The sequence below is a fragment of the Actinomycetospora sp. CA-053990 genome (genome assembly GCF_050948445.1).
GTDB lineage: Bacteria > Actinomycetota > Actinomycetes > Mycobacteriales > Pseudonocardiaceae > Actinomycetospora > Actinomycetospora callitridis.
In genome coordinates this window covers 5,970,400-5,996,182 of sequence record NZ_CP192043.1, presented here as the reverse complement: position 1 = coordinate 5,996,182, position 25,783 = coordinate 5,970,400, and the positions used below count along the sequence as shown (strand labels likewise).

Genomic DNA, 25,783 nt, shown 5'->3' with positions numbered 1-25,783 from the left:
CCGCGGTGGGCCCGGGCGGATGATGGGTCCATGACCATCCCGACCGGGCCCGGCGCGGCGCACTCCGACAATCCTCTTGGCTACAACCTGCTCGGACCGCAGCCCACCTACCTCCCCGAGTCCCCGGAACCCGCCTCGCGCCTCGCCGCGGGCGAGGACCCGGCGGCCGTCGTCGCCGACCACCCGACCTACAGCGCGGGCTGGGCGGCGCTCGCCGAGCGCGCCGAGGCGGCCGGTGAGCCCGTGACGGCCTACGCCTTCGCCCGCACCGGCTACCACCGCGGCCTCGACCAGCTCCGTCGCAACGGCTGGAAGGGCTTCGGCCCCGTCCCGTGGGACCACGAGCCCAACCAGGGCTTCCTGCGCGCCGTCGCGGCGCTGGCGCGGGCCGCGAAGGCGATCGGCGAGATCGACGAGGTCGAGCGCTGCGTGCAGCTCGTCGCCGACTGCGACCCCTCGGCGGTCGAGCTGCTCGGCCTCGCGGACTGACGTCCCGGAGTCGCGCCGTGGCCGCCGTCTCCGCCGTCGACCGTCTGCGCCGGGTCGCCGGCACGCGGGTGCGGCGGCTGCGGGACTCCGGGCTGCCGGTGCTGCAGTGCGCGCTCGCGGCCGGGCTCGCCTACCTCGTCGCGCGCGACCTGGTCGGCCACCCGGTGCCGTTCTTCGCGCCGATCGCCTGCGTCCTCGTCCTGGGGGTCGGGGTCACCAACCGGCTGCGGCGTTCGGTGGAGCTCGCCGTCGGGGTCAGCGTCGGCGTGGCCGTCGGCGACCTCATCGTCGCGCTCATCGGCCCCGGCTGGTGGCAGATCAGTGTCGTCGTGGGCCTCGCGCTGCTGGCGGCGCTGCTCTTCGACGTCGGCGCTCTGCTGCTCAACCAGGCCGCGGTGTCGGCCGTGCTGGTGGCGACCCTGCAGCCGCCGGGCACCACGGCGGCGTTCTCCCGCTGGATCGACACGCTCATCGGGGCCGCGATCGGGCTGGCGATGGCGGCGACGCTGCCGTCCCACCCCCTGACGCGCGCGCGGCGGGGCCTGACCGAGCTGCTGGAGGAGCTCGAGGCGGTGCTCGTCGGCACCGCCGACGCCCTCGAGGCGGGTGACGGCGACGCCGCCGCGGCGGTCCTCGAGCGGGCGCGGGCCACGCAGAAGCGGGTCGACACGCTGGTCGACGCCGTCGACGCCGGCTTCGAGATCACGACCATCGCCCCGCTCCGTCGCCGGCACCGCGGGGAGCTGGCGCGCCTGCGCACGGCGATCCGGCCGGTGGACCTGGCGCTGCGCAACGCCCGGGTGCTCGCGCGGCGCGCGCACGCCTCGATCCTCGACGGCGAGGAGCCCGATCCCGATCTCGTGCTGGTGATGCGCCGGCTCGCCGAGGCCGTCGCGGTGCTGCGCGAGGAGCTGACCACCGGCGAGTCGACCGACGGCGCCCGCAGCGACCTCCTCGACACGGCCGCGCTCGTGCCGTCGCAGGGCGGGGGCTACTCGGCGGAGGTGGTCCTGGCGCAGCTGCGCTCGATGCTCGTGGATCTGCTGGGGGCGACCGGCATGGAGCGGGACGACGCGGTGGCGGCGACGGCGCGGATGCGTCCGGGCTTCGACGAAGGCTGAGCCGCTGGGACTCGGGCGGGGCTGCTCAGGAGGCGCGGCGCAGGGGGGTCGCGGGGGTCGTCGCCGGCTCGGGCAGCACGTCCCGATCGTCGTCCTCGGCCGCGCCGGGCACCAGCTGCAGGGGCGGCGCGGGGGTGGTGGCCGGGGTGGTGGCCGGGGCACGGAGGCCGGCGCGCGAGGTGCGGGGGGCTCGGGCGGTGGGCACGGCGCGGGCCTCGAAACGCTCGAGCACACAGGCCAGAACCATGATCGCGATCGGAACGAGGATGACCACCGCCAGCATGGAGGCTGTGTACCCGGACCCCCCGGACCCATGCGTGATCGGCATGAGTGTGCACGGACGGTCGTTGGCCGGTCGCGCTGAGGAGTCGGCCGGTCGATCGATCGGCGGGCTACCCCTGGGTCGGGGGATCCTCGCCGGTCACCCGGTGCGCCGTGTCCCCGCAGGCTCCATCGCGCCCGGGGGTAGTTTCGCGGCGTGGTCGACGTGTCGCGCACCGGCGGCCCGGGACCGGCCGAGCCCGGGCACGCGGAACCGGATCCCGTGGCCTGGGTCGTGCTGGTGGCCGATCCGGTCACCGGCGAGACCGACGCGTTCGGCCCGTTCGACCGCGAGGCCGCGGCGGTGGACGCGGAGCGGCGCCGGGTCGAGCACGCGTCCGAGGGGCTCGACGAGGTCCTCGTCGTCACCGTCCCGCTGACGCCCCCCGAGGACTGACGAGCAGCCAGTCCTGGGTGTGCCGGTACCAGCTGCGCCGCGCCACGGGCCGGTCACCGGGGACGCCGTCGCGGACCACGGGCACGGGCGGGCGGCAGCCGAGCTGCACGGCACGGCCCGACAGCGTCGTGACGTGCCCCGCGCGCAGCCCGGCGAGGCGGCGCGGGCCGGTGACGGTCACGGTCACGCCGCCCCCGGGGTCCGGGACGACGACCAGGCTCTCGGCGTCGCCGCGCGCGACGAGGTGCTCGTCGCAGTAGACCTCGCCGTGGAACGGTCCGGTCGCGTGGCGTCCGGCGACGAGGCCGCCGTGGTCGTCGCGGACCAGCGGCGACGGGTGGGCGACACCGTCGCGGGCCAGGGCGACCGCGGCGGACGGGTCGGTCGGGACGCCCCAGGCGGCGGCCGCGGCGGAGCCGGGCGCGGGGAGCAGGGCGACGGCGACGTCCAGGCGCTCGCGGCGCAGCAGGCGCACGAGGACGGCGGCGAGGGCCGCGTCGTCACCGGCCACCGCGAGGCGTCCGCCGGCTGGGACGTCGGCGAGCACCGGGTCGACGTCGGCGCGTGCCGGGAGGTCGGGGAGGTCGTGTCGCGGGGTGTCGTGCGCGGCCAGCCAGGGCACCCAGCGTGCCCGGGCGGAGTCCCCGCAGGTCATCACGCGCACCAGGGGCCCCGTGAGGACGAGCCGCTGCACACGCGTGGACTACCCTTCCGCTGCACGGGGCGGCCCGCACTCCCGTGCGACCAACGGAGTCGACGCCAGGGAGTTTGACATGCCGGCCATCGTCCTCATCGGTGCCCAGTGGGGTGACGAGGGCAAGGGCAAGGCCACCGACATCCTCGGTGAGCAGGTCCAGTGGGTCGTGCGTTACCAGGGTGGCAACAACGCGGGGCACACCGTCGTCCTCCCCGACGGCAAGAACTTCGCGCTGCACCTCATCCCGTCGGGGATCCTGACGCCGGGTGTCACCAACGTGATCGGCAACGGCGTCGTGGTCGACCCCGGCGTCCTGCTCGAGGAGCTCGCCGAGCTCGAGGGCAAGGGCGTCGACACCGGCAAGCTGCTGATCTCCGCGGACGCGCACGTGATCATGCCGTACCACGTGGCGATCGATAAGGTCACCGAACGCTTCCTGGGCAAGTCCCGGATCGGCACCACGGGACGCGGCATCGGCCCGGCCTACCAGGACAAGGTCGCGCGCGTCGGCGTGCGGATGCAGGACCTGCTCGACGAGAAGCTGCTGCGCGAGAAGGTCGAGGCGGCGCTCGAGCTCAAGAACCAGATCCTCGTCAAGATCTACAACCGGCGTGCGCTGGACGTCGACGAGGTCGCCGACACCGTGCTCGGCCACGCCGAGGGCTTCGCCCACCGCATCGCTGACACCCGCCTCGCGCTGCACCAGGCCCTCGAGCGCGGCGAGACCGTGCTGCTCGAGGGCTCGCAGGGCACGCTGCTCGACGTCGACCACGGGACCTATCCGTTCGTGACGTCGTCGAGCCCGACGGCCGGCGGTGCCGCAGCGGGCTCGGGGATCGGGCCGACGCGCATCAGCCGAGTGATCGGGATCCTCAAGGCCTACACGACCCGGGTCGGCTCCGGCCCGTTCCCGACCGAGCTCTTCGACGCCGACGGCGAGTACCTGCGCAAGACCGGCGGGGAGTTCGGCGTGACCACCGGCCGCAGCCGGCGCTGCGGCTGGTTCGACGCCGTGATCGCCCGGTACGCCGTGCGGGTCAACGGGATCACCGACCTGTTCCTCACGAAGCTCGACGTGCTCTCCGGCCTGGAGAACGTGCCGATCTGCGTGGGCTACGAGGTCGACGGGCAGCGGGTCGACGAGATGCCGATGACCCAGGCCGACGTCGCCACCGCGGTGCCGGTGTACGAGACGATGCCGGGCTGGTTCGAGGACATCTCGGCCTGCCGCTCCTTCGCCGACCTGCCGGCCAAGGCGCGCGACTACGTCGAGCGGATCGAGCAGCTCTCCGGAGCGCCGGTCTCGGCGATCGGCGTCGGTCCGGGGCGTGACGAAACGGTCACGAGGGACGTCGGCCAGTAGACTCGTCCGGGTGGGAGCCTGCGAACACCTGTTGACCATCGGTCCCGAGGGCATCGCCACGGACCCGGCTCCGAGCGCCGTGGCGAGCGAGGGCGAGACGCTGATCTGCCCGGACTGCCGGGCCGAGGGCTACACGGCGTGGGCGCACCTGCGGAAGTGCCTCGACTGCGGGCACGTCGCCTGCTGCGACTCCAGCCCGTACCGGCACGCCTCGAAGCACCACGAGGACACCGGCCACGCCGTCATGCGCTCGCACGAGCCGAACGAGACGTGGCGCTGGTGCTACATCGACCGGCGTCTCGCGCCGTAAGTCGCGCCACGTGCTCGATCCGCCGGCGCGGAGTCAGGTAGGCGTGACCGCTGCCAACGCGGTGTCGGGGTCGTCGCTGAACACGGCGTCGACTCCCAGCGCGACGTACTGCCGGTACTCGCCGAACGCGTCGCCGTAGGTGTCCGCGGGCGCGGCTGGTCCGCCCCGCCGGAGCCCCGCGGGCAGGAACTCGTTCTCGTTGCGGAACGTGTAGGGGATGACCCGCAGGTTCGCCGCGTGCGCGTCGCGGACCAGGGTGGTCGGTGCGCCCGCGGCATCGTCCGGCCCGAGCGGGATGATCAGTTCCTTGGTCGGGCCGAGCCAGGTGGCGTAGCCGGCGACCTCCCGCAGGCCCTGCGGGGTCACCAGGGCCTCCGAGGTGCGCGGATCGCCCGCGGCCACGAGGTCGGCGGGCCTGGTGCCGGCGGCGTCGACGAGCTGCAGGAGCGGGCAGGCGACCTGTGTCCTGAGCGCGCGGAGGTTGGCGGTCTCGAAGGACTGGATGATCACCCCGGAGTCCGCGCCGTCGCGGCCCCGCCGGCGCAGGGTCTCGACCAGCCCGGGCTCCACCGGCAGTCCGAGGCTCGCGAAGTAGGTGGAGTGCTTGACCTCGGGCAGCACGCCGACGGGGCGGCGCAGCTCGGCGGCGAGACCGTCGAGCAGGTCGAGGACCTCGTCGAACGTCACCACCGGGAACCGGCCGTCGTAGAGCGTGTTGTGCGGGCGCGTCTGCGGGATGCGCTCCTTCGCGCGGAGCGTGCGGATCTCGGCGAGCGTGAAGTCGGTGGTGAACCAGCCGGTGTAGGTGGTCCCGTCGATCTGCTTGGTGGTGCGGCGCGAGGCGAACTCGGGGCGCTCGGCGACGTCGGTGGTCCCGCCGATCTCGGGCTCGTGGCGCGCGACGAGCGCCCCGTCGCGGGTGGGGACGAGATCGACGTCGACGGCGTCGGCGCCCATCCGGATCGCGAGCTCGTAGGCGGCGAGCGTGTGCTCGGGGCGGTACCCGGAGGCGCCGCGGTGCCCGACGACCATGACCCGCGGCGGACCGGCCGGCGCGGGCACGGCGGGGGCGGGCGTCGGCGTCGGTGACGGGGAGGGCGCCCCGGTCGGCGGCGGCGCGGGGCCGGCGACGGGGTGTTCGAGCACCCGGCGGCGAGCGCCCCGGCCGCGGCCAGGCCCCCCCACAGCGCGCTCCGGCGGGACAACGCTGACGGCACCCACCCCGGCGTGTACATCGCTGCGCATCCTCGCCCGCCCCGCGCCCTCCCCGCCACCTCCCCACCCGGCGGTGCGGTGAACTGCTGGTGCATCGCGGGTGCAAGCCCTGCGTCCACGCTGGCACTGGACGCCAGGAAAGCCACGTCGTCGGCGCGCGCCGGGCACCCGTAGCGTGGCGCCCGTGCGCGTCCTGGTCATCGGCTCCGGAGCCCGCGAGCATGCCCTCCTCCTCGCCCTCGCCGGCGACCCCGAGGTGACGGCCCTCGCCGCCGCCCCCGGCAACGCCGGCACGGCCGCGCTCGCCGAGCACCCGGGCCTCGCCGACCCCACCTCCGGCGAGCAGGTCGTTGCCCTGGCCCGTGAGTGGCGCGCCGACCTCGTCGTCGTCGGCCCCGAGGCCCCGCTCGTCGCGGGCGTCGGCGACGCGCTGCGCGACGCCGGCATCCCCTGCTTCGGGCCGAGTGCCGCCGCCGCGCGCATCGAGGGCTCGAAGGCCTTCGCCAAGGACGTCATGACCACCGCCGGCGTGCCCACCGCGCGCAGCGAGGCGGTCGACAACCCCGGCGACCTCGATGCCGTGCTCGCCCGCTTCGACCCGCCGTACGTGGTCAAGGACGACGGGCTCGCCGCCGGCAAAGGCGTCCTCGTTACCCAGGACCTCGACGCCGCCCGCCGCCACGCCGCCGCCGTCCTCGAGGGCGGGCACCCCGTGCTCCTCGAGTCGTTCCTCGACGGCCCCGAGGCCTCGCTGTTCTGCGTCGTCGACGGCACGACGGTCGTCCCGCTGCTGCCCGCCCAGGACTTCAAGCGCCTCGGCGACGACGACGCCGGCCCCAACACCGGCGGCATGGGCGCCTACGCCCCGCTGCCCTGGGCGCCCGCGGGCCTCGTCGACGACATCGTGGAGCGCCTCGTCACCCCCGTCGTCACCGAGCTCGCCGCCCGCGGCACCCCGTTCTCCGGCCTCCTCTACGCCGGGCTCGCGCTGACCTCGTCGGGCCCGCAGGTGATCGAGTTCAACTGCCGCTTCGGCGACCCCGAGACCCAGGTCGTCCTCGCCCTCCTGCGCAGCTCCACGGCGCGTCTCCTGTCGGCGGCCGCCACCGGTCAGCTGGCCGGCGAGCCGCCCCTGACCTGGGCGGACGGTGCTGCCGTGACGATCGTCGTCGCCGCCGAGGGCTACCCGGGCTCGGTGCGCAGCGGCGACGTCCTGCAGGGCGCCGACGGCCCGGGCGTGCTGCACGCCGGGACCCGGCGACGGGACGACGGGGCCGTGGTGTCGAGCGGCGGCCGCGTCCTGTCGGTGGTCGGGACGGGCGAGGACCTCGACGCCGCCCGCCGCGACGCCTACGAACGCCTCGCAGCGGTGCACCTGCCCGGTGGCCACCACCGCACCGACATCGCCCGCGAGGCCGCCGCCGGCCACATCGCGATGCCCGTCCGCGCCTGACGCGGGTTCTCCGAAACGGCCCCAGCCGGGCGGCGCGCCGACCTACCCTCCCGCCATGCCCGATCTCGTCCTCGGTCCGGAGGTCCTCGAGCAGGCGCGCACCGCCGTCGCCGCCGAGGCGCGCCGGGTGCCGGCGATGATCGATCAGGTCGTCGTCCCCCGCGCCGGGCTCGGCGACCTGGCCTCCGCCGGAGCGATGTTCGGCGCGCTCGACGAGGTCGTTCGCGTCCTGGACGGCGAGCTCGCTGCCGCCGGGTCGGGTCTCGACGGGCTCGACCGTGCCCTCGACGCGACGCTCACCGCGATCCAGGCCGGCGACCGCGACGCCGCCACGTCGCTCTCCGCGGCGTGAGTCCGTGATGGCCTTCGACGCCGTCGGTGAGCTCGCCGCCCAGCCCGGGGGGCAGGAGCTCAGCGCGCTCGTCGCCCGGGTGCAGCAGGTCGATCCCGAGGTGCTGCACGGGATGGGCCGCCGCCTCGGGTCGATGGTCGAGGGCGTCGACGGGTCGGTGCGTGCGGTGCGACGACACGGCGACGACGTGCAGGGCGCCTGGCAGGGGAGGGGCGCCGAGGCCCTCACCGGCTACCTCGACGACTTCGGCCGCGCGGGCACACGGACGCTCGACGCGGCCGGGCGCATCCGCGTGCACATCGACGACGCGGGCCGGGAGCTCGCCGCGCTGCGCGGCGAGGTCGACGCGCAGGTCTCCCGCGCCCTCGACGCCGCCCGCCGGGTCCGCTCCGAGGCCCTCGCCGATCCCGTCCGCGCCCCGATGGCCGACCAGCTCGCCGCCCAGGCCATGACCGAGCCCACCGCCGCCGCGCGCACCGCCGTCGAGCGCGCCGAGACCGCGCTCGGCGACGCCGCGCGGGCCCTCCGCGAGATGACGGCCGACGTCGTGGGCTTCTCCCGCCTGCCCGCCCCCGACGCGCGCCCCATCGCCCCGGCCGCGGGCGGGGGCCCGCTCGGCTGGTCGGCGATCCCGGCCGGCGAGTCGCTCGCCACCGTCCCCGCCTCCATCGACGGGGACGGCGGCACGCAGGGCATCGATCTCGACGGCGGGAGCGCCTCGTCGGACGTCTCGTCGGTGGGCGAGTCGTCCTCCTCGGCCGACGACGCGTCCGGGTCCTCCGGGTCCTCGGGCGGGGAGTCGTCCGAGTGCTCGGATTCCGGAGCGTCCGGGGCGGAAGAGTCGGGTACCGGAGAAGTGGGCGACTCAGGTGACCTCCCCGAGGACGCTCCGGACTCCGAGGAGCCGGACTCGGGTGGTGGGGATGCTTCGGTTTCCGAAGCATCTGCATCGGAGGAGTCGGGTTCCGGGGGTGTGGGCGACTCGAGTGACCTGGGGGATGACTTCCTCGAGGAGGCTCCGGACTCCGAGGAGCCGGGCTCGGGTGGTGGGGATGCTTCGGTTTCCGAAGCATCTGCATCGGAGGAGTCGGGTTCCGGGGGTGTGGGCGACTCGAGCGACCTGGGGGATGACTTCCTCGAGGAGGCTCCGGACTCCGAGGAGCCGGACTCGGGTGGTGGGGATGCTTCGGTTTCCGAAGCGTCCGGTGTAGAGGAGTCGGGTTCTGAGGCGCCGGGCTCGGACGGTGAGGACACCGGCGGAGATGCTTCGGATTCCGAAGCATCTGGTGCGGACGATGCGGATTCCGCCGGTGTGGGCGACTCCAGCGACCTCGGGGACGACTTCCTCGAGGACACCTCCGACGCGGATGCGCCCGCACCCGACGACTCCGGGGCCGACGACTCGGCGTCCCAGGACGAGGGCGAGGACGAGGGCGAGGACGACAAGAGCGAGGACAAGACCGACGACAAGGACGACGAGGGGTCGGGCTCGGACGCACCTGAGGAGGACGAGGGCGCCGACGCCGAGGCCGACGACGCCGAGGCCGACGACGCCGAGGCCGACGACGCCGAGGCCGACGACGCCGAGGCCGACGACGCCGAGAGCGAGGACGGGGCCGTGACCGGCACGTCGGGGGACAGCAGCGGCAGCGCCACCGACGCCGGGTCGGCGCCGGCGGGTGGGCCGCAGGGTCAGGTCGGGGACTGGATCCGCGAGGCGATGGCCGTGCTCCAGGCCGAGGGCGTCTCCCTCGACAAGATGGATCCCGACGACATTGCGACGATCATCGAGCACGAGTCGGGTGGCGACCCCGAGGCGACCAACAACTGGGACTCGAACGCCGACAAGGGAACGCCGTCGCAGGGTCTGATGCAGACCATCGGACCGACGTTCGACGCGCACAAGCTCCCCGGGCACGGCGAGATCACCGATCCGATCGACAACATCATCGCCGGGGTCCGGTACGCCATCGACCGGTACGGCTCGGTGTCGCAGGTGCCGGGTGTCGAGGCCGTGGCCCGCGGCGACTCCTACGTCGGCTACTGACGTCGGCCAGTTCTCCCGAACCGCACCCGGACGCCCGCCCGGCGACCTACCGTCCTCCTCGTGGACGACATCGCCTACGACACCGACACCCTCGAGGAGGCGCGCACGGTCGTGGCGGGCGAGGCGGAGCGGATGCCGGTGCTGGCCGATCGGTGGGCCGCGACCCCGCCGCCGGACCTCGGCGCTCTGGACGCCGCCCGCGCCCTGGTCGACGCCCTCGCCGCCCTGACGCGGGCGCTCGTCGCCGACCTCGACGCCGCGGGCGCCCGGCTCCGCGAGGCCGCGCGGGCCCTCGACGCGGCGGCGCGCCTCGTCCGCGGGACCGAGGGCGCGAACACCGAGCTGCTCGCGCCGGTCGGGGCCTGAGCCGTGCCCGAGGATCTCGAGGCTGCCCTCGCCGGGGAGCCCGCGGCCGCCGAGCTCGCGGCGATCGCGGGACGGGTCCGGACCGTCGATCCGGGCGCGTTGCGGGCGTCCGCGGCGCAGATCGTGGCGGTCGGGGACGCCGTCGACGGGTCGATGCGCGCGGTGGGACGCGGCGCGGCGGCGGTCGAGGGCCGCTGGCGGGGCACGGGGGCGACGGCGTTCGGCGACTGGGCCCGCGCGTTCGCGGCGGCCGGCGCGCGCGACCGGTCCGCGATCGTCGAGGCCGGCCCGGTGCTCGACCAGGTCGGGGTGGTGCTCGAGGACCTGCGCCGCGAGATCGACCAGCAGGTGGCGCGTGCGGTGGCCCTGGCCGGTAGCGCCCGCGCGCAGGCGGCGACTGTGCCCGACGCGCCGCCGGACCTCGCCGACCGGCTCGCGGGCGACGCGGTGCGCGGTCCCACCGACGCGGCGCGCGCCGCCGTCCGGCGCGCCGAGGCCGAGCTGACGGCGTCGGCGGCCCGCATCCGCGACCTCGCCGACGGGCTCACCTCGTTCGCGGCGCTCGAGGGTCTTGATGCCCCGGCCTCCGAGACCGCGTCGACGGTGGTCAGGAGCGCCGCAGGTCAGGCGCCCGCGGGCCGGGTCGGCGACTGGATCCGCGAGGCCCTCGCGATCCTCACCGCCGCGGGGATCCCACCCGAGAAGATGGACCCGGCCGCGATCGCCACGATCATCGCCCGCGAGTCCGGCGGCGATCCGGACGCGGTCAACGCCTGGGACACGAACGCCGAGAGGGGCACGCCGTCGCAGGGGCTGATGCAGACGATCGGGCCGACGTTCGAGGCGTACAAGCTGCCCGGCCACGACGAGATCACCGACCCGGTCGACAACATCATCGCCGGGGTCCGCTACGCCGTGGACCGCTACGGCTCGGTGTCCGCGGTCCCGGGCGTCGAGGCCCTCGCGCGCGGAGACGCCTACGTCGGCTACTGAGCGGCGCACCTAGGGTGGGGCGGTGACGAGTCTGGCGCGCCTCGGCCCGGCCGTGCGGGCGACGGTCCCCCCGTTCCACGTGATGGACGTCTGGGCCGCCGCCGGCGAACGGGCCCGCACCCACGGCGACCTGGTGAACCTCTCGGCCGGCCAGCCCTCGACCCCCGCGCCCGCCGACGTCCGCGCGGCCGCCGCGAGGGCGCTCGACGAGCAGATCCTCGGCTACACGAGCTCGCTCGGCACCCCCGAGCTGCGCGAGGCGATCGCCGCCCACCACCGCCGGCGCTACGGCGACGACACCGTGCGCGCCGAGGACGTCATCGCGACCACGGGCGGCTCCGGCGGCTTCCTGCTCGCGTTCCTCGCCGCGTTCGACGTGGGCGACACCGTCGTGCTCGCCCGCCCCGGCTACCCCTGCTACCGCAACATCCTCGCCGCGCTCGGCTGCGACGTCGTCGAGCTCCCCTGCGGCGAGGAGACGCGGTTCCAGCCGACCGTCGCGATGCTCGAGGCGCTCGACACGACGCCGAAGGGCCTCGTCGTCGCCAGCCCCGCGAACCCCACCGGCAGCGTCATCGAGCCCGACGAGCTGGCCGCCCTCGCGGGGTACTGCGAGGAGCGCGGCATCCAGCTGATCAGCGACGAGATCTACCACGGCATCGAGTACGGGGACGCCCCGCCGACCGCGAGCGCCTGGAGCACCTCGCACGAGGCGCTCGTCGTCACGTCGTTCTCGAAGTACTGGTCGATGACCGGCTGGCGGCTCGGCTGGCTGCTGGTGCCCGAGCGGCTCCGGCGCGCGGTGGACGTCATCGCCGGCAACTTCACCGTCTGCCCGCCGGTCCCGGCGCAGTACGCGGCGCTCGCGGCGTTCACCGACGCCTCGGTCGCCGAGGCCGACGCGCACGTCGAGCACTACGCGATCAACCGCCGCCTGCTGCTCGACGGCCTCCCGCGGCTCGGGATCACCCGGCTCGCGCCCGCCGACGGCGCGTTCTACGTGTACGCCGACGTCGCCCACCTCACCGACGACACGCTCGCCTTCGGGCAGCGGATGCTCGCCGAGACCGGCGTCGCGGTGGCCCCGGGCATCGACTTCGACCCCGTCGACGGCCACACGTGGATCCGGCTCTCGTTCGCCGGCGCCACGGCCGACGTGCACGAGGCCCTCGACCGGCTCGGTCACTGGCTGCCGACCGTCTGACGGTCGCCCGGCTTCGCCGTGGGCTCGGGGCGCTCGGGGCGCTCCGGTCGGACCAGCACGGCGACGAGGAGCGCGGCCACGAGGGCCGCCACGCCGGCGACGAGGAAGACCGCGTCCAGCCCGGCGGGTACGGTCTCGCCGAGCAGCGCGGCCACCTGCGGGCGCGCGCCCGCCGGGGCCGCGGCCACGACGCCGGGGGCGCCGCCGCCGGCGACCACGGTGGCGAGCGTGTCGGCGTCGGTCACGCCGCCGGACGACAGGACACCCGCGATCCGCCCGGTGAACACCGTCCCGAGGACGGCGAGCCCCACGGCCAGGCCGAGCTGGCGGAAGGTGTTCACCGCGGCGCTGCCCACCCCGGCGCGCCAGGACGGGAGGACGGCGAGGGTCGCCGAGACGAGGACAGGCGTCGCGAGGCCCACCCCGAGCCCGGCGACGACGAGACCGGGCACCAGCGCCCACGGTCCCGAGCCGGCGTCGACGACGGTCATCATCAGCGCGCCGACACCGATGAGGGCCAGGCCACCGGCCACCGGGCGGGCGGGTGAGCCACCGTGCAGGAACCGCCCGGCGACGGCGGACACGGTGAACGCCGCGAGGCTCAGCGGCAGCGCCACCAGGCCGGCGCGGATCGGGCTGAGCCCGAGGACGGTCTGCAGCCACAGCGACACCAGCGCGAGGTGGGCGAACGCGGACGCCGACAGCACGGCGGCGGCGACCATGATCGCGGTGAAGGAGCGGTGGGCGAAGAGCGTGAGGTCGAGCATCGGCGCCGCGCTGCGGTGCTCGACGACGACGAACGCCGCGAGCGCGGCGGCCGCGAGTACCAGGGCGAGCACCGTCGCCGTCGCCCCCCAGCCGCGCTCGCCGGCCGAGACCAGACCCCAGACGAGCGCCGCCGAGGCGACCGTGAAGGTCGTCGCGCCGACGACGTCCACGCGCTCGGACCCGCCGGACGCCGACTCGGTGACCACGGCGAGGGTCAGGGCCACCGCGAGCACCGCGATCGGCAGGTTCACCAGGAAGATCGCGCGCCAGCCCCAGGCCTCGGTCAGCAGGCCGCCGAGCAGCGGCCCGCACGCGGCGGCGAGGCCGTTGACCGCGCCCCAGACCCCGAAGGCGGTCCCCCGGCGGCGGCCGTCGTAGGTGGTCGCGATCAGGGCGGCGGTCGTCGCGAACATCGCCGCGCCGCCGCAGCCCTGCGCGACCCGGGCCGCGACGAGCGCGCCCGCGGACGGCGCGAGCCCGCAGGCCAGCGACGACACCGCGAACACCCCGAGGCCGACCAGGTAGAGCCGGCGACGCCCGAAGCGGTCGGCGAGGGTGCCCGTGACCATGAGCAGCGCGGCCAGGGCCAGCGCGTACCCGTCGATCACCCACTGCAGGGACGAGAACGACGTGTCCAGCGACGCCGCGATCGGGGGGAGGGCGACGTTCACGATCGTGACGTCGACCAGGAGCATGAAGGTGCCCAGGCAGATCGCCACCAGGGGCCACCACGGACGCATGAGTTCTCCTCGGACCGGAGGGGGAGGGAGTCGACGGCAGGTCGCCGTCGCTGCGACCATCGTCGACATCCGCCGCGGAGAAGGCCGCGCTCCTGACCGGACATCAGCGGTCATCGACATCGGAGGGCCGATCGGTGGTGGAATTCGACGAGATGGACCGTGCGCTCGTGCATGCCCTCCAGATCGACGGGCGGGCCCCGTTCCGGCGGGTCGCGGAGGTCCTCGGGGTCTCCGACCAGACGGTCGCGCGCCGCTACGCCCGGCTGCGGTCCGCCCGGGCGCTGCGCGTGATCGGGTTCAGCGACCCCATCGCGGTGGGCGACGACCAGTGGCACGTGCGGCTGCGCTGTGCGCCGGACGCGAGCCTCGAGATCGCCGACGCGCTCGCCCGCCGGCCCGAGACGTCCTGGATCGGGCTCATCTCCGGCGGCACCGAGGTCTCGTGCTCCTTCCGCGCGCGGGGCACGGCGGCCGACGACATGCTGCTGCACCGTCTCCCGCGGACGCCGCGCATCCTCGACGTCAGCGCGCAGGAGATCCTGCACGTGTTCTACGGCGGCGCCCGCGAGCCGTTCACCAAGCAGGGGGCGCTGAGCGACGAGCAGGTGCAGCGGCTGGCCGAGCACGTGCCCGGCCCGATCCCGGTGCCGAGGCTCGACGACGTGGACCGCCACCTGCTCGACCTCCTGCGTGTCGACGGCCGCGCGCCGGTGGAGGACATGGCCCGGACGTGCGGGACGTCGGCGTCGACCGTGCGACGCCGGCTGCACGACCTGCGGGGCAGCGGCCTGCTCTACCTCGACGTCGACGTGGATCCCGAGGTCATGGACCTTCGGCTGCGCACGATGCTCTGGCTGACCGTCGCACCGGCCGACCTCGACGCCGCCGGCCGGGCGCTCGCGGCGCACCCGGAGGTGCCGTTCGCCGCGGCCACCGCGGGGCGCTCCAACATCATCGCCAGCGTGGCGAACGCCGACGCCGCGGGGCTCTACCGCTACCTGACGACGCGGGTCGCGACGCTGCCCGGCGTGCAGGCCGTGGAGACCGCGCCGGTGATCCGCACGGTCAAGGCCGCCGGCACGCACTATCCGGTGCGGTGACGTCCTACTGTGCCTCCTCATGGCCGGTGAACCCGACGACGAGCATCGGCTCGAGGCGTGGGAGCGCCGCACCGACTACCCGCTCACCGGGCTCGCGGTGTTCTACCTCGCGGTCTACGCGGTCCAGGTGCTCGCCACGCGCCCCGGCCAGGCCGCGTGGTGGTGGCTCGACGTCGCCCTGTGGGGCGTGTGGGCGCTGTTCGTCGTCGACTACGGGATCCGGATCGTCCTGGCGAACCGCCGGCTGCGCTTCATCGTCCGGCACCCGCTGGACCTGCTGATCGTCGCCGCGCCGTTCTTCCGGTTCCTGCGCCTCCTGCGTCTCGTCGCCGCCATCTCGACGCTCGGGCGGGTCCTACGTGACGACTTCCGCGGTCGCGTCGGCAGCTACCTGATCGTCTCGGTGTCCCTGCTCAGCTTCGTGGCCGCGCTCGGGGTGTTCGAGGCCGAGCGCGACGCCCCGGAGGCGTCGATCACGACGTTCGGCGACGCCCTCTGGTGGGTGCTCACGACGATCACCACCGTCGGCTACGGCGACCTCTACCCGGTGACCGTCGAGGGGCGCCTGGTCGCGGGCGGCCTGATGCTCGCCGGCATCGCGATCCTCGGCACGGTGACCGCGGCGATCGCGACGTGGTTCCTCGAGCAGGTCGGGGCCCGCGACGCCTCCGAGGCGGTCGCCCCCGCGGTGCAGCGCGACCCCGCCGAGGCGCGCCACGGCGAGCTGCTCGCGGAGATCCGGGCGCTGCGGGCCCGGCTGGACGTGCTCGAGGACCGGGAGCAGGCGCCGCGGTAACGCCTCAGGGCGCCGCGATCCCCGCGACGCGGTCGAGGACGTGGGTGATGTCGTCGTCGTCGACGTCCCGGTGGGTCACGAAGCGCACGCCGGGGCCGAACGGCACGGCGCGCACGCCCGCGGCGCCCAGTCCGGCGACGAGGGTGACCGGGTCGTCGGTGGGGACGAGGACGATGTTGGTGTCCGGGGTCGTCGCCGGCCAGCCGAGGGCGCGCAGGCCCGCGGCGAGGCGGGCGGCGCGGGCGTGGTCGGCGGGGAGGTCGCGGGCCTGGCCGAGCGCGACGAGCCCCGCTGCGCCCATGACACCGCCCTGCCGGATGCCGCCGCCGAGCATCTTGCGCAGGCGCCAGGCCCGGTCGACGAACGCCGCCGAGCCGGCGACCACCGACCCCATCGGCGCGCCGAGGCCCTTGGACAGGCACACGCTCACGGTGTCGACGCCCGCCGTCAGCTCGTGCGGCGCGACCTCGAGCGCGGCGGCGGCGTGCCAGATCCGCGCGCCGTCGAGGTGCACGGCCAGCCCGGCGTCGCGCGCCGCGGCCACCAGCGCGCGGTGCTCGTCCACGCCGGTGACGGCCCCGCCGGCGCCGTTGTGGGTGTTCTCGAGGCAGAGCAGCGACGTGCGCAGCCCGAAGTAGGGCCCGGCGGCGCCGGCGGCGCGCGTCACCGCGGCCGGTGTCGGGCGTCCGGGGCCGCCGTCGTGCTCGAGCGGCAGCGGGAGCCCGCCCGCGAGCCACGCGGCGGTCCCGAGCTCGGCCTCGAGGACGTGCGCCCCGGCGGGCGCGAGGAACCTGTCACCGCGTGTCAGGTGGTGCATGAGCGCGACGGTGTTCGCCATGCAGCCGGTGGGGGTCCAGAGCGCGGCCTCGACGCCGAGCAGGTCGGCGACACGGGCCTGGAGCGCGCCGAGGGTCGGGTCGCCGTCGAGGACGTCGTCGCCGACGTCCGCTCCGGCCATCGCCTCGCGCATCGCGGGCGAGGGGCGCGTGACCGTGTCGGAGCGCAGATCGATCGTCCCGCTCACTGCGGCAGCTTCACCACCGACACGAAGAAGTCGTCGATCTGGCGGATGACCTCGATGAAGCGCTCGAAGTCCACCGGCTTGGCGACGTACGCGTTGGCGTAGAGGTCGTAGCTGCGCAGGATGTCCTCCTCGGCCTGGGAGGTCGTCAGGACCACGATCGGGATGCTGCGCAGCGACGGATCGTTCTTGACCTCCTCCAGCACCTCGCGGCCGTCCTTGCGCGGCAGGTTGAGGTCGAGCAGCACCAGACCGGGACGGGGCGCGTCGGCGAACTCGCCCTCGCGGCGCAGGAACGCGAGCGCCTCGACGCCGTCGGAGACGACGTGCAGCTGGTTGCGCAGCTTGTGGTGCTCGAACGCCTCCTGGGTCATCAGGACGTCGCCCGGGTCGTCCTCGACGAGCAGGACGTGGATCTCGTCGGCGGGGTCGGTCACGGGGCCTCCAGGTCGGTCGGAGAAGCGTCGGGCGGCTCGGTCAGGACGGGCAGGGCCACGACGAAGGTGGTGCCGGGGGTGGCGTCGGTGTCGAGCCACATCGAGCCGTCGTGGTGCTCGAGGATCTTCCGGCACATGGCCAGCCCGATCCCCGTGCCGGGGTAGGTGTTCCGCCCGTGCAGGCGCTGGAAGATCACGAAGATCCGCTCGGCGTACTCCGGGTCGATCCCGATCCCGTTGTCACGGAAACGCAGGAGCCAGCGGTCGCCGTCGCGCTCGGCGTCGACGCGGACGCGGGGCGGGTCCTCGCCCCGGAACTTCAGCGAGTTGCCGAGCAGGTTCTGGAACACCGTGGTGAGCAGGGCCGGTGCGCCGTGCACCCGGGGCAGGTCGCCGCGCTCGACGGCGCCGCCGGACTCCTCGAGCGCCCCGGCGACGTTCTCGGCGGCCCGGTCGACGAGGCGGTTCAGGTCCACCGTCTCCATCGCGTCGCCCTGACGTCCCACCCGCGAGAAGGCGAGCAGGTCGTTGATCAGCACCTGCATCCGCTTGGCGCCGTCGCTGGCGAACTCGATGTACTGGTCGGCGCGCTCGTCGAGCTGGCCGGCGTAGCGGCGCTGCAGCAGCTGGCAGAAGCTCGCGACCTTGCGCAGCGGCTCCTGCAGGTCGTGCGAGGCGACGTAGGCGAACTGCTCGAGGTCGGAGTTCGAGCGGGCGAGCTCGCGGCTGCGGCTGTCGAGCTCCTGGCGGGCGCGCTCGGTGTCGGCCAGCTCGCGGACGATGAGCACGCGCATCGCCTCGACGTCCTCGCCGAGCTCGGTGATCTCGCGGGGGCCGGCGGCGAGCACCTGGTGGTCGAGGTCGCCGTCCGCCACCTGCCGGACCTCGCGGGCGAGGCGGTGCGTCGGGGCGACCACGACCCGGCGCAGCCACTCGAGCAGCGCCAGGACGCCGAGGGCCACCACCACCAGGGTCACGGCGCCGCTGACGGCGAGCGTGTCGGCCGCGCCGTCGAGGCCGTCGCGGGCGTCGTTGCGCAGGTCGAACAGCCGCTGGCGCTGGGCGTCGAGCGCGGCCCGGACCTGGTCGAAGGCCGCCTTCCCGACCTCGATCGACGGGCCGGGGACGCCCTGCCCGGCGGCGGCGATCGAGGGCTCTGCGTACGTCGCGCGCCACTGCGCGGTGGCCTGCTCGACGGCCTCGAGCTGCGCGAGTGCCTCGGGCCGGCCCCCGACGAGCGCGCGGAGCCCGGCGACCAGCTCGGCCTCGTCGGCGCGTCCGCGGGTGTAGGGGTCGAGGAGCTCGGGGCGCGGCAGGAGGACGTACCCGCGGACGCCGGTCTCCTGGTCGACGGTGGCGGCGTCGAGCTGCTGGGCGGTGAGCAGGGCGGGGTCGAGGCGGTCCACGAGCTCGCTGCGTTGCGCGGAGAGGGCCGTGAGCCCGGCGATCCCGACGAGGAGCGCGACCAGGAGCAGGACCCCGAGCGCGGCGCCGGTGACCAGCAGGATCCGCTGCAGCGGCCAGCGGCTCAGGCCGTCGCGGCGGCGCCGTCGCGGGCGGGGGGCGGGCGCGGCCGTCGGGGGCGCGTCGTCGACGTCCGGGGTGACGTCGGCGGTGTCCTCGGCGATCCCGGTGGACGCGCTCACTTGTCGGACACCAGCAGCACGGCGGCCACGTCGTCGGGTCGTGCCGTCGACAGGGACCGCACCCGTTCCATCACGGCGTCCAGCATCGTCCCCGGGTCGTCGCGCCACGGCGTCGGCCCCGCGGTGACCTCCCGCAGGAGGTCCAGGAGGCCGTCGGTCCACAGGACGTCGCCGGAGACCTGCCGGCCCTCGATGAGTCCGTCGGTGTAGAGCAGCAGCGCCCACTTCTTGGGCAGCTCGACCTCGAGCGGCGTCCAGGACGTGCCGTCGCCCACGCCCAGCGGCAGGCCGAGACGCTCGGTCGAGAGCATCGACGTGTCCTGCCCCTCGCCGACCAGCGCGGGCGGCGGGTGCCCGGCGAGGCGCAGCGTCATCCGCTCCCGCCCCGGCTCGACGGTCGCGGTGGCGAGAGTGGTGAACAGCGTGGGCTGGTTGCGCTCGTGCACCAGCAGCTCGTGCATCGTGGGCAGCACCCGGTCGGGGTCGATCCCGCTGAGCACCAGCGTCCGCCACGCGATCCGCAGGCTCACCCCGAGGGCGGCCTCGTCGGGCCCGTGCCCGCAGACGTCCCCGATCACGGCGTGCAGCGTGCCGTCGTTGCCCTCGACGACGTCGTAGAAGTCGCCGCCCAGCAGCGTCTGCTCGGTGCCGGGCTCGTAGCGGGCGAGGACCCGCACCTCCGGGTCCCCGATCAGCGGGGTGGGGAGCAGACCGCGCTCCAGGCGGGCGTTCTCGTCGGCACGCAGCCGGGCGTCGCGCAGCGCCCGGCGCACCCGGTCGGAGCGGCGGCGCTCGACGGCGTAGCGCACGGCGCGGGCCAGCGAGGGGCCGTCGACGAGGTCCTTGACCAGGTAGTCCTGGGCGCCGACCCCCACCGCGTCGGCGCCGAGCTGCTCGTCGCGCAGGCCCGTGAGCACGAGCACGGCCGGGCCGTCGGTGTAGAGCAGGCGGCGCAGGCCCTCGAAGCCGTGGGCGTCGGGCAGGGCCAGGTCGAGCAGCACGCAGTCGACGGCCTCCGGGTCGTGCAGCGCGGCCTCGGCGTCGGCGAGCGACTCGGCGCGCTGGAGATCGACGGCGAGGTCGGCGTCGGTGAAGTGCTCGGTGACCAGGACGGCGTCGGCGTCATCGTCCTCGACGAGCAGCACCCGCAACGGGGCGGAAGCGTCCGGCTCCACCGGCTCCATGAGCCCCTCCTCCCCGGTCACGGCTCAGCGGAACGGTAGCCGTTGGTGACACCGGCCCGACCGCGGGCGCAGCCCGTGCGCCGACCGGGGCCGTAGGCTCGGCCCCGTGAGTGCACCGATGGTCCCGAACGTGCTCGCCGGGCGGTACGCCTCTCCCGCACTGACGGCGCTGTGGTCGCCCGAGCGCAAGGTCACCCTCGAGCGCGAGCTGTGGATCGCGGTGCTCGCCGCGCAGGCCGAGCTCGGGGTCGACGTCCCCGACGGTGTCCTCGACGACTACCGCGCGGTGGTCGACCACGTCGACCTCGCCTCCATCGCCACCCGCGAGCGGGTCACGCGCCACGACGTCAAGGCGCGGATCGAGGAGTTCGACGCGCTCGCCGGGCACCAGCACGCCCACAAGGGCATGACCAGCCGCGACCTCACCGAGAACGTCGAGCAGCTGCAGATCCGGGACTCGCTGCGCCTCGTCGCCGAGAAGACCGTCGCGGTCCTGGCCCGCCTCGCGCGCCGGGCCGGCGAGTACTCCGAGCTGGTCATGGCCGGGCGCAGCCACAACGTCGCCGCGCAGGCGACGACCCTCGGCAAGCGTTTCGCCTCGGCCGCCGACGAGACGCTGGTGGCGCACCGCCGGGTCACGGAGCTGATCGCCCGCTACCCGTTGCGCGGGATCAAGGGGCCGGTCGGCACCGCCCAGGACATGCTCGGCCTGCTCGGTGGCGACGCCGGGAAGCTCGCCGAGCTCGAGCGCCGGGTCGCCGAGCACCTGGGCTTCTCCGAGGTCCTCACCAGCGTCGGGCAGATCTACCCGCGCTCGCTGGACCAGGACGTGCTCACCGCGCTGGTGCAGCTCGCGGCCGGCCCGTCGTCGCTCGCGACCACGATCCGCCTCATGGCCGGGCAGGAGCTCGTGACCGAGGGATTCCAGGCGGGCCAGGTGGGCTCGAGCGCCATGCCGCACAAGATGAACACCCGCTCCTGCGAGCGCGTCAACGGCCTGGCCGTGGTGCTGCGCGGCAACGCGGCGATGGTCTCCGAGCTGGCCGGCAGCCAGTGGAACGAGGGCGACGTCTCCGACTCCGTCGTGCGCCGCGTGGCGCTGCCCGACGCGTTCTTCGCGATCGACGGCCTGCTCGAGACGATCCTGACCGTCCTCGACGAGTTCGGCGCCTACCCCGCGGTGATCGCCCGCGAGCTCGACCGGTTCCTGCCCTTCCTCGCGACCACGGCCGTGCTGATGGGCGCGGTGCGCGCCGGGGTGGGTCGCGAGACCGGACACGAGATCATCTCCGAGCACGCCCGCGCGGTGGCGCTGGACATGCGCGAGAAGGGTGCCGACGGCAACGACCTGCTCGCCCGCCTCGGCGGCGACGCCCGCCTCGGCCTCTCCGCCGGCGACCTCGACGCCGCCGTCGGCGACCCGCGGGCCTTCGTCGGGGCCGCGGGCGCGCAGGTCGCGGAGATCACCCGGCGGGTGGACGCGCTCGTGGCGCAGCATCCCGACGCGGCGGGCTACACGCCGTCACCGATTCTCTAGGCCGATCCTCTAGCCTCCCGGCCCGTGGTCTCCCTCGCCGACTACCGGCACGTCGCCTCCGGCAAGGTCCGTGACCTCTACGAGGTCGACGACGAGACGCTGCTCCTCGTCGCCTCCGACCGGATCTCGGCGTTCGACCACGTCCTGTCGACCCCCATCCCGGACAAGGGGCGGGTGCTGACGGCGATGAGCGTCTTCTGGTTCGAGCTGCTCAGCGGCCCGGACGTCGCCGCGCCGCCGGTGGGCCACCACCTCATCGCCGCCCGCGACGACCGCATCCCCGACGAGGTCCGCGGCCGCGCGCTGCTCGTGCGGCGGCTGGACATGATCCCGGTCGAGTGCGTCGCCCGCGGCTACCTGGCGGGCTCGGGCACCGCCGACTACCGCCGCGACGGGGCCATCTGCGGTGTCGCGCTGCCCGCGGGGCTCGAGGAGGCGAGCATGCTGCCGGCGCCGATCTTCACGCCGGCGACGAAGGCCGCGCAGGGCGAGCACGACGAGAACGTCAGCTTCGAGACCGTCGCGGCACAGGTCGGGGCGGACCTCGCCGGCGCGCTGCGCGACCAGACCCTCGCCATCTACGCGCGCGGCTCGGCCTACGCCGCCTCGCGCGGCCTGATCCTCGCCGACACGAAGCTCGAGTTCGGCCTCTCGCCCGATGGCGCGCTGGTGCTCGGCGACGAGGTGCTCACCCCGGACTCGTCGCGCTTCTGGCCCGCCGAGGGCTACGCGCCGGGGTCGGTGCAGCCCTCGTTCGACAAGCAGTACGTCCGCGAGTGGCTGACCTCACCGGCCTCGGGCTGGGACCGCCACTCCGGCGAGGCCCCGCCGCCCCTGCCGGACGACGTGATCGAAGCCACGCGGGAGCGCTACGTCGAGGCCTACACCCGGTTGACGGGGCGGGAGTGGCCCCCCGCCATGTGATCTGACCTGCGTCGATGCCGGCGCGACCCCGTCGTCCACGCGAGCCGAGGTGTTCACCCCCCGGACGCACGGGCGGCACCTCCGACTGGCCTCATGGGGGGCGTGACTCCCCGCCTGATCGTCTCCGTCTCCGGCCTCGGGCCCGGTGCGCCGCTGACGGCTGCCGTCGCGCTCGCCGACGCCCTCGACGCCCGTCGCGTGCCGGCGACCTGGCTGGTCGGCCCGCAGCCCCACCCCGAGGTCGCGGTCTGGGCCACCGCACGACGCCGGGTGGGCGACGCGGTGCTGCTGCACGGCACGCGGACCGAGGTCGGTGCCGGACGTCCCTACCGGCGCCTGCCCGCGCACGAGGCCGGCCTGCGTCTCGCCGCTGCGCTGCGCAGCCGCGACGTCCTCGGCCTGGCCGTCGACGGGTTCGCCGCGCCGGGGTGGTCGACCTCGGACGGCACCCGGAACGCCCTCGCCGCCGCCGGCGTGGGCCTGGTGCTCGACGACGCCGGAGTGCACCGTCTCGCCGCCGGCGGCGCGCCGGCCACCTCGTGGCGGGGGCCCGTGACCGGCCCGGGGGCGGGCGCACCGCGTCGCGGCCGTCCGACCCGTCGGCGCACCCGGCCCGGGCTCGTCCACCTCGCGCTGCACGCCGGCACGCCCGCGGCGACCGCGGGCGCGCTCGTCGACGACGCCCTCGCCGGGGGCGCGACCCCGCTGGGCGGGGGCGAGCTCGTCGGGCGCCGTGCCCCGCGACGTACCGGCGCCGCCGGCGACCCGGAGGACTGGTCGATCACGGCCTAGGTGCGCTGCGCGCAGGTGAGCATTTCGAGGTGCTCCAGCACTCCGAAGTGCTCACGTGGCGAAAGCCACCCCCCGCGGGGCGATCCGGACGTCGGTGCCCTTGGGCCCGAGGTTCGAGAACAGGTTGTAGTGCAGGTCCGGGTTCGCCAGCACGGCCTCGTGGATCGGCACGGCGAGCGGCGGGGCCACGGCGCGCAGGTAGTCGACGGCCTCGGAGGCCTTGAGCCACGGCGCGGCAGTGGGCAGGAGCAGGACGTCCGGGGTGCGCTCGGGGACGGTGAACACGTCCCCGGGGTGCAGCACGCTGCCGTCGATCAGGTAGCCGTTGTTGGCGATGGTCGGGATGTCGGGATGGATCACTGCGTGCTCGCCGCCGCCGACGACCTCGACCGTCGCGCCGCCCACGGTGAACGTCTCCCCGGGCTCGCGGACGGTGTGAGTGATCTCCCGCTCGCGCAGCTGCTCGGCGGTGCCGGTGTCGACGATCAGCTCCGCGCCCGGGTTCTGGGCCAGGAGCGCCGGCAGCTTGTCCAGGTCGAGGTGGTCGAAGTGCTGGTGGGTGATCAGGACGGCGTCGAGGCCCTCGAGGGTCTCGTAGCCCGAGGAGAAGGCGCCCGGATCGAGCAGGATCCGGGCCGAGCCGGTGTCCGCCACGACGCAGGCGTGGCCGAGGTGCACGAGTTCCACGCCATCGCCGTTCCCCGCGCGGGGCACCGGTAACCTGGTCGGTGTGGCTCGCGTGATCGTCGACGTCCTTCCGAAGGCCGAGATCCTCGACCCCCAGGGTCAGGCGGTGGCCCGGGCGATGGGGCGTCTGGGGGTCGACGGCGTCGCCGACGTCCGCCAGGGCAAGCACTTCGAGCTGGAGGTCGACGACACCGTCGACGACGCCGCGCTCGAGCGCATCGCCGGCTCGCTGCTGGCCAACCCGGTGATCGAGGAGTGGGTCGTGCGGAGGGTGTCGTCGTGAGCCGTATCGGGGTCATCACGTTCCCGGGGACGCTCGACGACGTCGACGCCGCCCGGGCGGTGCGCTACGCGGGCGGCGAGCCCGTCGGGCTCTGGCACGACGACGCCGACCTCCAGGGTGTCGACGCCGTGGTGGTGCCCGGCGGCTTCTCCTACGGCGACTACCTGCGCGCCGGCGCCATCGCCGCGCGCTCGCCGGTGATGGGTCCCGTCGTCGAGGCGGGCCGGGCCGGGATGCCGGTGCTCGGCATCTGCAACGGGTTCCAGATCCTCTGCGAGGCGGGCCTGCTGCCGGGCGCGCTCGTGCGCAACCACGGCCTGCGGTTCGTGTGCCGCGAGGTGGGGCTGCGCGTGGAGGCCGACACGGCGTGGACGTCGTCGTTCGCGGTCGGCCAGGACATCCGCGTGCCGCTGAAGTCGGGCGAGGGGCGCTACGTCGCCGACGACGCCACGCTCGACGCCCTCGAGGGCGAGGGCCGCGTGGTGTTCCGCTACACCGAGCCCGCGCCCAACGGCGCGCTGCGCGACATCGCGGGCATCAGCTCGGCCGACGGCCGCGTGGTCGGCCTCATGCCGCACCCCGAGCACGCCATCGACGCGCTCACCGGCCCCGGCACCGACGGCCTGGGCCTCTTCACCTCCGTTCTCGCGGCGTTCGCCGCCCTCCGCTGACGGGCGCGCGGAGCGACGAAGGAGCTCGCGGGCGCGGTCAGCTTGGAGGATCCACAGCCTCACGGCAGCAGCGTGACCCGGAGCTCCCAGAGGTCGGCGTAGACCATCAGCATCTGGCCGCCGAGGTGCAGCACGAGCCCGCGCATCTCGTCGGGACGCTCGACGTGGGTGAGCAGGCGTGACACGTCCTCGACGGCCTCGCCGACCACCTCGTCGAACGGGGCCGCCGCGCTGACGTCGTGACCGCCCGGCTCGGTGGGCTGCACCGCGGGCAGCAGCGGCACCACCGTGTCGCCGCGGGCCCCCGGGGCCAGGGCGAGGACGACGACACCTCCGGAGCCGTCGTCGACGAGGAACTCGAGCATGCCGGCGGAGGCGTCGACGTGCGGGCGGACGCTCTCGGGGACGCGCCCGGCGAGCTCGAGGTCGTGACGGCGGACCCCGATCAGCTCGCGATCGAGCACCAGGCCGAGCCGGGCGAGCGGATCGGCGGTCGACGCGGGCGCGTCGTCCGACGTCGCACCGGCGGCCGGGGAGACGGAGGCGGTGGTCATGGCTCCATGATGTATCGAGGGTCCGACACCCCCGGGTATTGCACGACACGCCCGCACCGTGTCGCGACGAAACGACCGTGTTGGCCCATGAACGGCCATCCGATCGAGCTAACGGTCCAGCCAACTCCACCTAGTGGCGGTGCGCACGGTGGGCGTGTGGTGGACAGCGCCGTGTGGAGTCGGTGACATCGGCGGATCACCGTTTGTCGACCGCACGTCGTGGGTAGCGACACGCTCACCGCGGGTGAGGTCCTCGAGAGCCCCTGGTGAGGCCCTCCGCACGGGCCCGGGAGCCGGTCGCGACGGGCGCCTACT

Annotated in this window: 28 protein-coding genes; 18 read left to right on the top strand and 10 right to left on the bottom strand. The window is 74.9% G+C overall.

Translation table 11 applies throughout. From position 1 onward, the window contains the following. The first annotated feature begins 30 nt into the window (after window positions 1-30). Both ACQPYN_RS30535 and ACQPYN_RS30530 read left to right on the top strand, forming a co-directional pair. The gene (locus ACQPYN_RS30535; RefSeq protein WP_433030900.1) at window positions 31-489 is read left to right on the top strand and encodes a DUF3151 domain-containing protein; all 459 of its coding nucleotides are present in this window, start codon (window positions 31-33) and stop codon (window positions 487-489) included. A gap of 17 nt (window positions 490-506) precedes the next feature. Beyond that, window positions 507-1,610, top strand: coding sequence for an FUSC family protein (locus ACQPYN_RS30530; protein WP_433030897.1), 1,104 nt, complete (start codon window positions 507-509; stop codon window positions 1,608-1,610). A 25-nt stretch (window positions 1,611-1,635) separates the two neighbouring features. Here the strand turns inward: ACQPYN_RS30530 and ACQPYN_RS30525 are convergent, their stop codons facing one another. Continuing rightward, window positions 1,636-1,893, bottom strand: a complete 258-nt coding sequence (locus tag ACQPYN_RS30525) for a hypothetical protein (protein ID WP_433030894.1) — start codon at window positions 1,891-1,893, stop codon at window positions 1,636-1,638. Window positions 1,894-2,088: 195 nt separating this feature from the next. Here ACQPYN_RS30525 and ACQPYN_RS30520 point away from each other — a divergent pair, with 195 nt between their 5' ends. Further along, on the top strand, window positions 2,089-2,328 hold the full coding sequence (locus ACQPYN_RS30520) for a hypothetical protein (RefSeq protein WP_433030891.1): 240 nt from the start codon (window positions 2,089-2,091) through the stop codon (window positions 2,326-2,328). On the opposite strand, the gene ACQPYN_RS30515 is transcribed toward ACQPYN_RS30520, so the two are convergent. Further along, a complete protein-coding gene (locus ACQPYN_RS30515; protein WP_433030888.1) occupies window positions 2,297-3,022 on the bottom strand; it encodes a hypothetical protein in 726 nt (241 codons plus the stop codon). The genes ACQPYN_RS30520 and ACQPYN_RS30515 overlap by 32 nt on opposite strands. 79 nt (window positions 3,023-3,101) lie before the next feature. Between ACQPYN_RS30515 and ACQPYN_RS30510 the strand changes: the two genes are divergently transcribed. Together ACQPYN_RS30510 and ACQPYN_RS30505 are read left to right on the top strand one after the other, a co-directional pair. Further along, a complete protein-coding gene (locus ACQPYN_RS30510) occupies window positions 3,102-4,388 on the top strand; it encodes an adenylosuccinate synthase (RefSeq protein ID WP_433030885.1) in 1,287 nt (428 codons plus the stop codon). Window positions 4,389-4,398: 10 nt separating this feature from the next. Then, window positions 4,399-4,698 carry a UBP-type zinc finger domain-containing protein gene (locus ACQPYN_RS30505; RefSeq protein ID WP_433030882.1) on the top strand — a complete coding sequence of 100 codons (300 nt, stop codon included), beginning with the start codon at window positions 4,399-4,401 and terminating at the stop codon, window positions 4,696-4,698. A gap of 33 nt (window positions 4,699-4,731) precedes the next feature. Here ACQPYN_RS30505 and ACQPYN_RS30500 read toward each other — a convergent pair whose 3' ends face one another. Further along, a complete protein-coding gene (locus tag ACQPYN_RS30500) occupies window positions 4,732-5,844 on the bottom strand; it encodes a glycerophosphodiester phosphodiesterase (protein ID WP_433030879.1) in 1,113 nt (370 codons plus the stop codon). 253 nt (window positions 5,845-6,097) lie between these two features. On the opposite strand from ACQPYN_RS30500, the gene purD reads away from it, so the two are divergent. The 6 genes from purD (at window position 6,098) to ACQPYN_RS30470 (ending at window position 12,328) form a co-directional block, all read left to right on the top strand. Further along, the gene (purD, locus tag ACQPYN_RS30495) at window positions 6,098-7,366 is read left to right on the top strand and encodes a phosphoribosylamine--glycine ligase (RefSeq protein ID WP_433030876.1); all 1,269 of its coding nucleotides are present in this window, start codon (window positions 6,098-6,100) and stop codon (window positions 7,364-7,366) included. A gap of 55 nt (window positions 7,367-7,421) precedes the next feature. Then, window positions 7,422-7,718 (top strand): hypothetical protein, encoded by a 297-nt coding sequence (locus ACQPYN_RS30490; protein ID WP_433030873.1) that lies wholly within the window; start codon window positions 7,422-7,424, stop codon window positions 7,716-7,718. Window positions 7,719-7,725: 7 nt separating this feature from the next. After that, entirely contained in the window at window positions 7,726-9,765 is a 2,040-nt protein-coding gene (locus tag ACQPYN_RS30485) for a transglycosylase SLT domain-containing protein (RefSeq protein WP_433030870.1), read from the top strand. A 60-nt stretch (window positions 9,766-9,825) separates the two neighbouring features. After that, the gene (locus ACQPYN_RS30480) at window positions 9,826-10,131 is read left to right on the top strand and encodes a hypothetical protein (protein WP_433030867.1); all 306 of its coding nucleotides are present in this window, start codon (window positions 9,826-9,828) and stop codon (window positions 10,129-10,131) included. A gap of 3 nt (window positions 10,132-10,134) precedes the next feature. Beyond that, window positions 10,135-11,124, top strand: coding sequence for a transglycosylase SLT domain-containing protein (locus ACQPYN_RS30475; protein WP_433030865.1), 990 nt, complete (start codon window positions 10,135-10,137; stop codon window positions 11,122-11,124). 82 nt (window positions 11,125-11,206) lie between these two features. Continuing rightward, window positions 11,207-12,328, top strand: a complete 1,122-nt coding sequence (locus ACQPYN_RS30470; protein WP_433039141.1) for a pyridoxal phosphate-dependent aminotransferase — start codon at window positions 11,207-11,209, stop codon at window positions 12,326-12,328. On the opposite strand, the gene ACQPYN_RS30465 is transcribed toward ACQPYN_RS30470, so the two are convergent. Continuing rightward, window positions 12,307-13,836, bottom strand: coding sequence for a DHA2 family efflux MFS transporter permease subunit (locus tag ACQPYN_RS30465; protein WP_433030861.1), 1,530 nt, complete (start codon window positions 13,834-13,836; stop codon window positions 12,307-12,309). The genes ACQPYN_RS30470 and ACQPYN_RS30465 overlap by 22 nt on opposite strands. Window positions 13,837-13,988: 152 nt before the next feature. Here ACQPYN_RS30465 and ACQPYN_RS30460 point away from each other — a divergent pair, with 152 nt between their 5' ends. Both ACQPYN_RS30460 and ACQPYN_RS30455 read left to right on the top strand, forming a co-directional pair. Then, on the top strand, window positions 13,989-14,936 hold the full coding sequence (locus ACQPYN_RS30460; protein WP_433039139.1) for an Lrp/AsnC family transcriptional regulator: 948 nt from the start codon (window positions 13,989-13,991) through the stop codon (window positions 14,934-14,936). A 19-nt stretch (window positions 14,937-14,955) separates the two neighbouring features. Further along, window positions 14,956-15,732, top strand: a complete 777-nt coding sequence (locus ACQPYN_RS30455) for a potassium channel family protein (RefSeq protein WP_433030858.1) — start codon at window positions 14,956-14,958, stop codon at window positions 15,730-15,732. 4 nt (window positions 15,733-15,736) lie between these two features. Here ACQPYN_RS30455 and ACQPYN_RS30450 read toward each other — a convergent pair whose 3' ends face one another. From ACQPYN_RS30450 to ACQPYN_RS30435, 4 genes are read right to left on the bottom strand one after another with little or no spacing between them, the layout of a single operon-like run. Next, window positions 15,737-16,702, bottom strand: a complete 966-nt coding sequence (locus tag ACQPYN_RS30450; RefSeq protein WP_433039137.1) for a threonine aldolase family protein — start codon at window positions 16,700-16,702, stop codon at window positions 15,737-15,739. A gap of 50 nt (window positions 16,703-16,752) precedes the next feature. Beyond that, on the bottom strand, window positions 16,753-17,190 hold the full coding sequence (locus tag ACQPYN_RS30445; protein WP_328304392.1) for a response regulator: 438 nt from the start codon (window positions 17,188-17,190) through the stop codon (window positions 16,753-16,755). Next, the gene (locus ACQPYN_RS30440; RefSeq protein ID WP_433030854.1) at window positions 17,187-18,836 is read right to left on the bottom strand and encodes a sensor histidine kinase; all 1,650 of its coding nucleotides are present in this window, start codon (window positions 18,834-18,836) and stop codon (window positions 17,187-17,189) included. Before ACQPYN_RS30440 ends, ACQPYN_RS30445 begins: the two co-directional genes overlap by 4 nt. Then, window positions 18,833-20,020 carry a PP2C family protein-serine/threonine phosphatase gene (locus tag ACQPYN_RS30435; RefSeq protein ID WP_433030851.1) on the bottom strand — a complete coding sequence of 396 codons (1,188 nt, stop codon included), beginning with the start codon at window positions 20,018-20,020 and terminating at the stop codon, window positions 18,833-18,835. The genes ACQPYN_RS30440 and ACQPYN_RS30435 overlap by 4 nt, the downstream gene beginning before the upstream one ends. Window positions 20,021-20,138: 118 nt before the next feature. On the opposite strand from ACQPYN_RS30435, the gene purB reads away from it, so the two are divergent. From purB to ACQPYN_RS30420, 3 genes are all read left to right on the top strand, one after another. Continuing rightward, window positions 20,139-21,557: an adenylosuccinate lyase gene (purB, locus tag ACQPYN_RS30430; RefSeq protein ID WP_433039135.1), complete on the top strand. Its 1,419-nt coding sequence runs from the start codon at window positions 20,139-20,141 to the stop codon at window positions 21,555-21,557. 24 nt (window positions 21,558-21,581) lie between these two features. Continuing rightward, entirely contained in the window at window positions 21,582-22,481 is a 900-nt protein-coding gene (locus ACQPYN_RS30425) for a phosphoribosylaminoimidazolesuccinocarboxamide synthase (RefSeq protein ID WP_433030848.1), read from the top strand. 102 nt (window positions 22,482-22,583) lie between these two features. After that, window positions 22,584-23,273 carry a DUF2334 domain-containing protein gene (locus tag ACQPYN_RS30420; RefSeq protein WP_433030845.1) on the top strand — a complete coding sequence of 230 codons (690 nt, stop codon included), beginning with the start codon at window positions 22,584-22,586 and terminating at the stop codon, window positions 23,271-23,273. 51 nt (window positions 23,274-23,324) lie between these two features. Here the strand turns inward: ACQPYN_RS30420 and ACQPYN_RS30415 are convergent, their stop codons facing one another. After that, window positions 23,325-23,960, bottom strand: a complete 636-nt coding sequence (locus ACQPYN_RS30415) for an MBL fold metallo-hydrolase (RefSeq protein WP_433030843.1) — start codon at window positions 23,958-23,960, stop codon at window positions 23,325-23,327. 43 nt (window positions 23,961-24,003) lie between these two features. Between ACQPYN_RS30415 and purS the strand changes: the two genes are divergently transcribed. Together purS and purQ are read left to right on the top strand one after the other, a co-directional pair. Further along, complete coding sequence (gene purS, locus ACQPYN_RS30410) at window positions 24,004-24,243, top strand: phosphoribosylformylglycinamidine synthase subunit PurS (RefSeq protein WP_433030840.1); 240 nt, start codon at window positions 24,004-24,006, stop codon at window positions 24,241-24,243. Continuing rightward, window positions 24,240-24,914: a phosphoribosylformylglycinamidine synthase subunit PurQ gene (gene purQ / locus ACQPYN_RS30405; protein ID WP_433030837.1), complete on the top strand. Its 675-nt coding sequence runs from the start codon at window positions 24,240-24,242 to the stop codon at window positions 24,912-24,914. Before purS ends, purQ begins: the two co-directional genes overlap by 4 nt. 59 nt (window positions 24,915-24,973) lie before the next feature. Here purQ and ACQPYN_RS30400 read toward each other — a convergent pair whose 3' ends face one another. Beyond that, window positions 24,974-25,468 (bottom strand): hypothetical protein, encoded by a 495-nt coding sequence (locus ACQPYN_RS30400; RefSeq protein ID WP_433030834.1) that lies wholly within the window; start codon window positions 25,466-25,468, stop codon window positions 24,974-24,976. Between the last annotated feature and the right edge of the window lie 315 nt (window positions 25,469-25,783).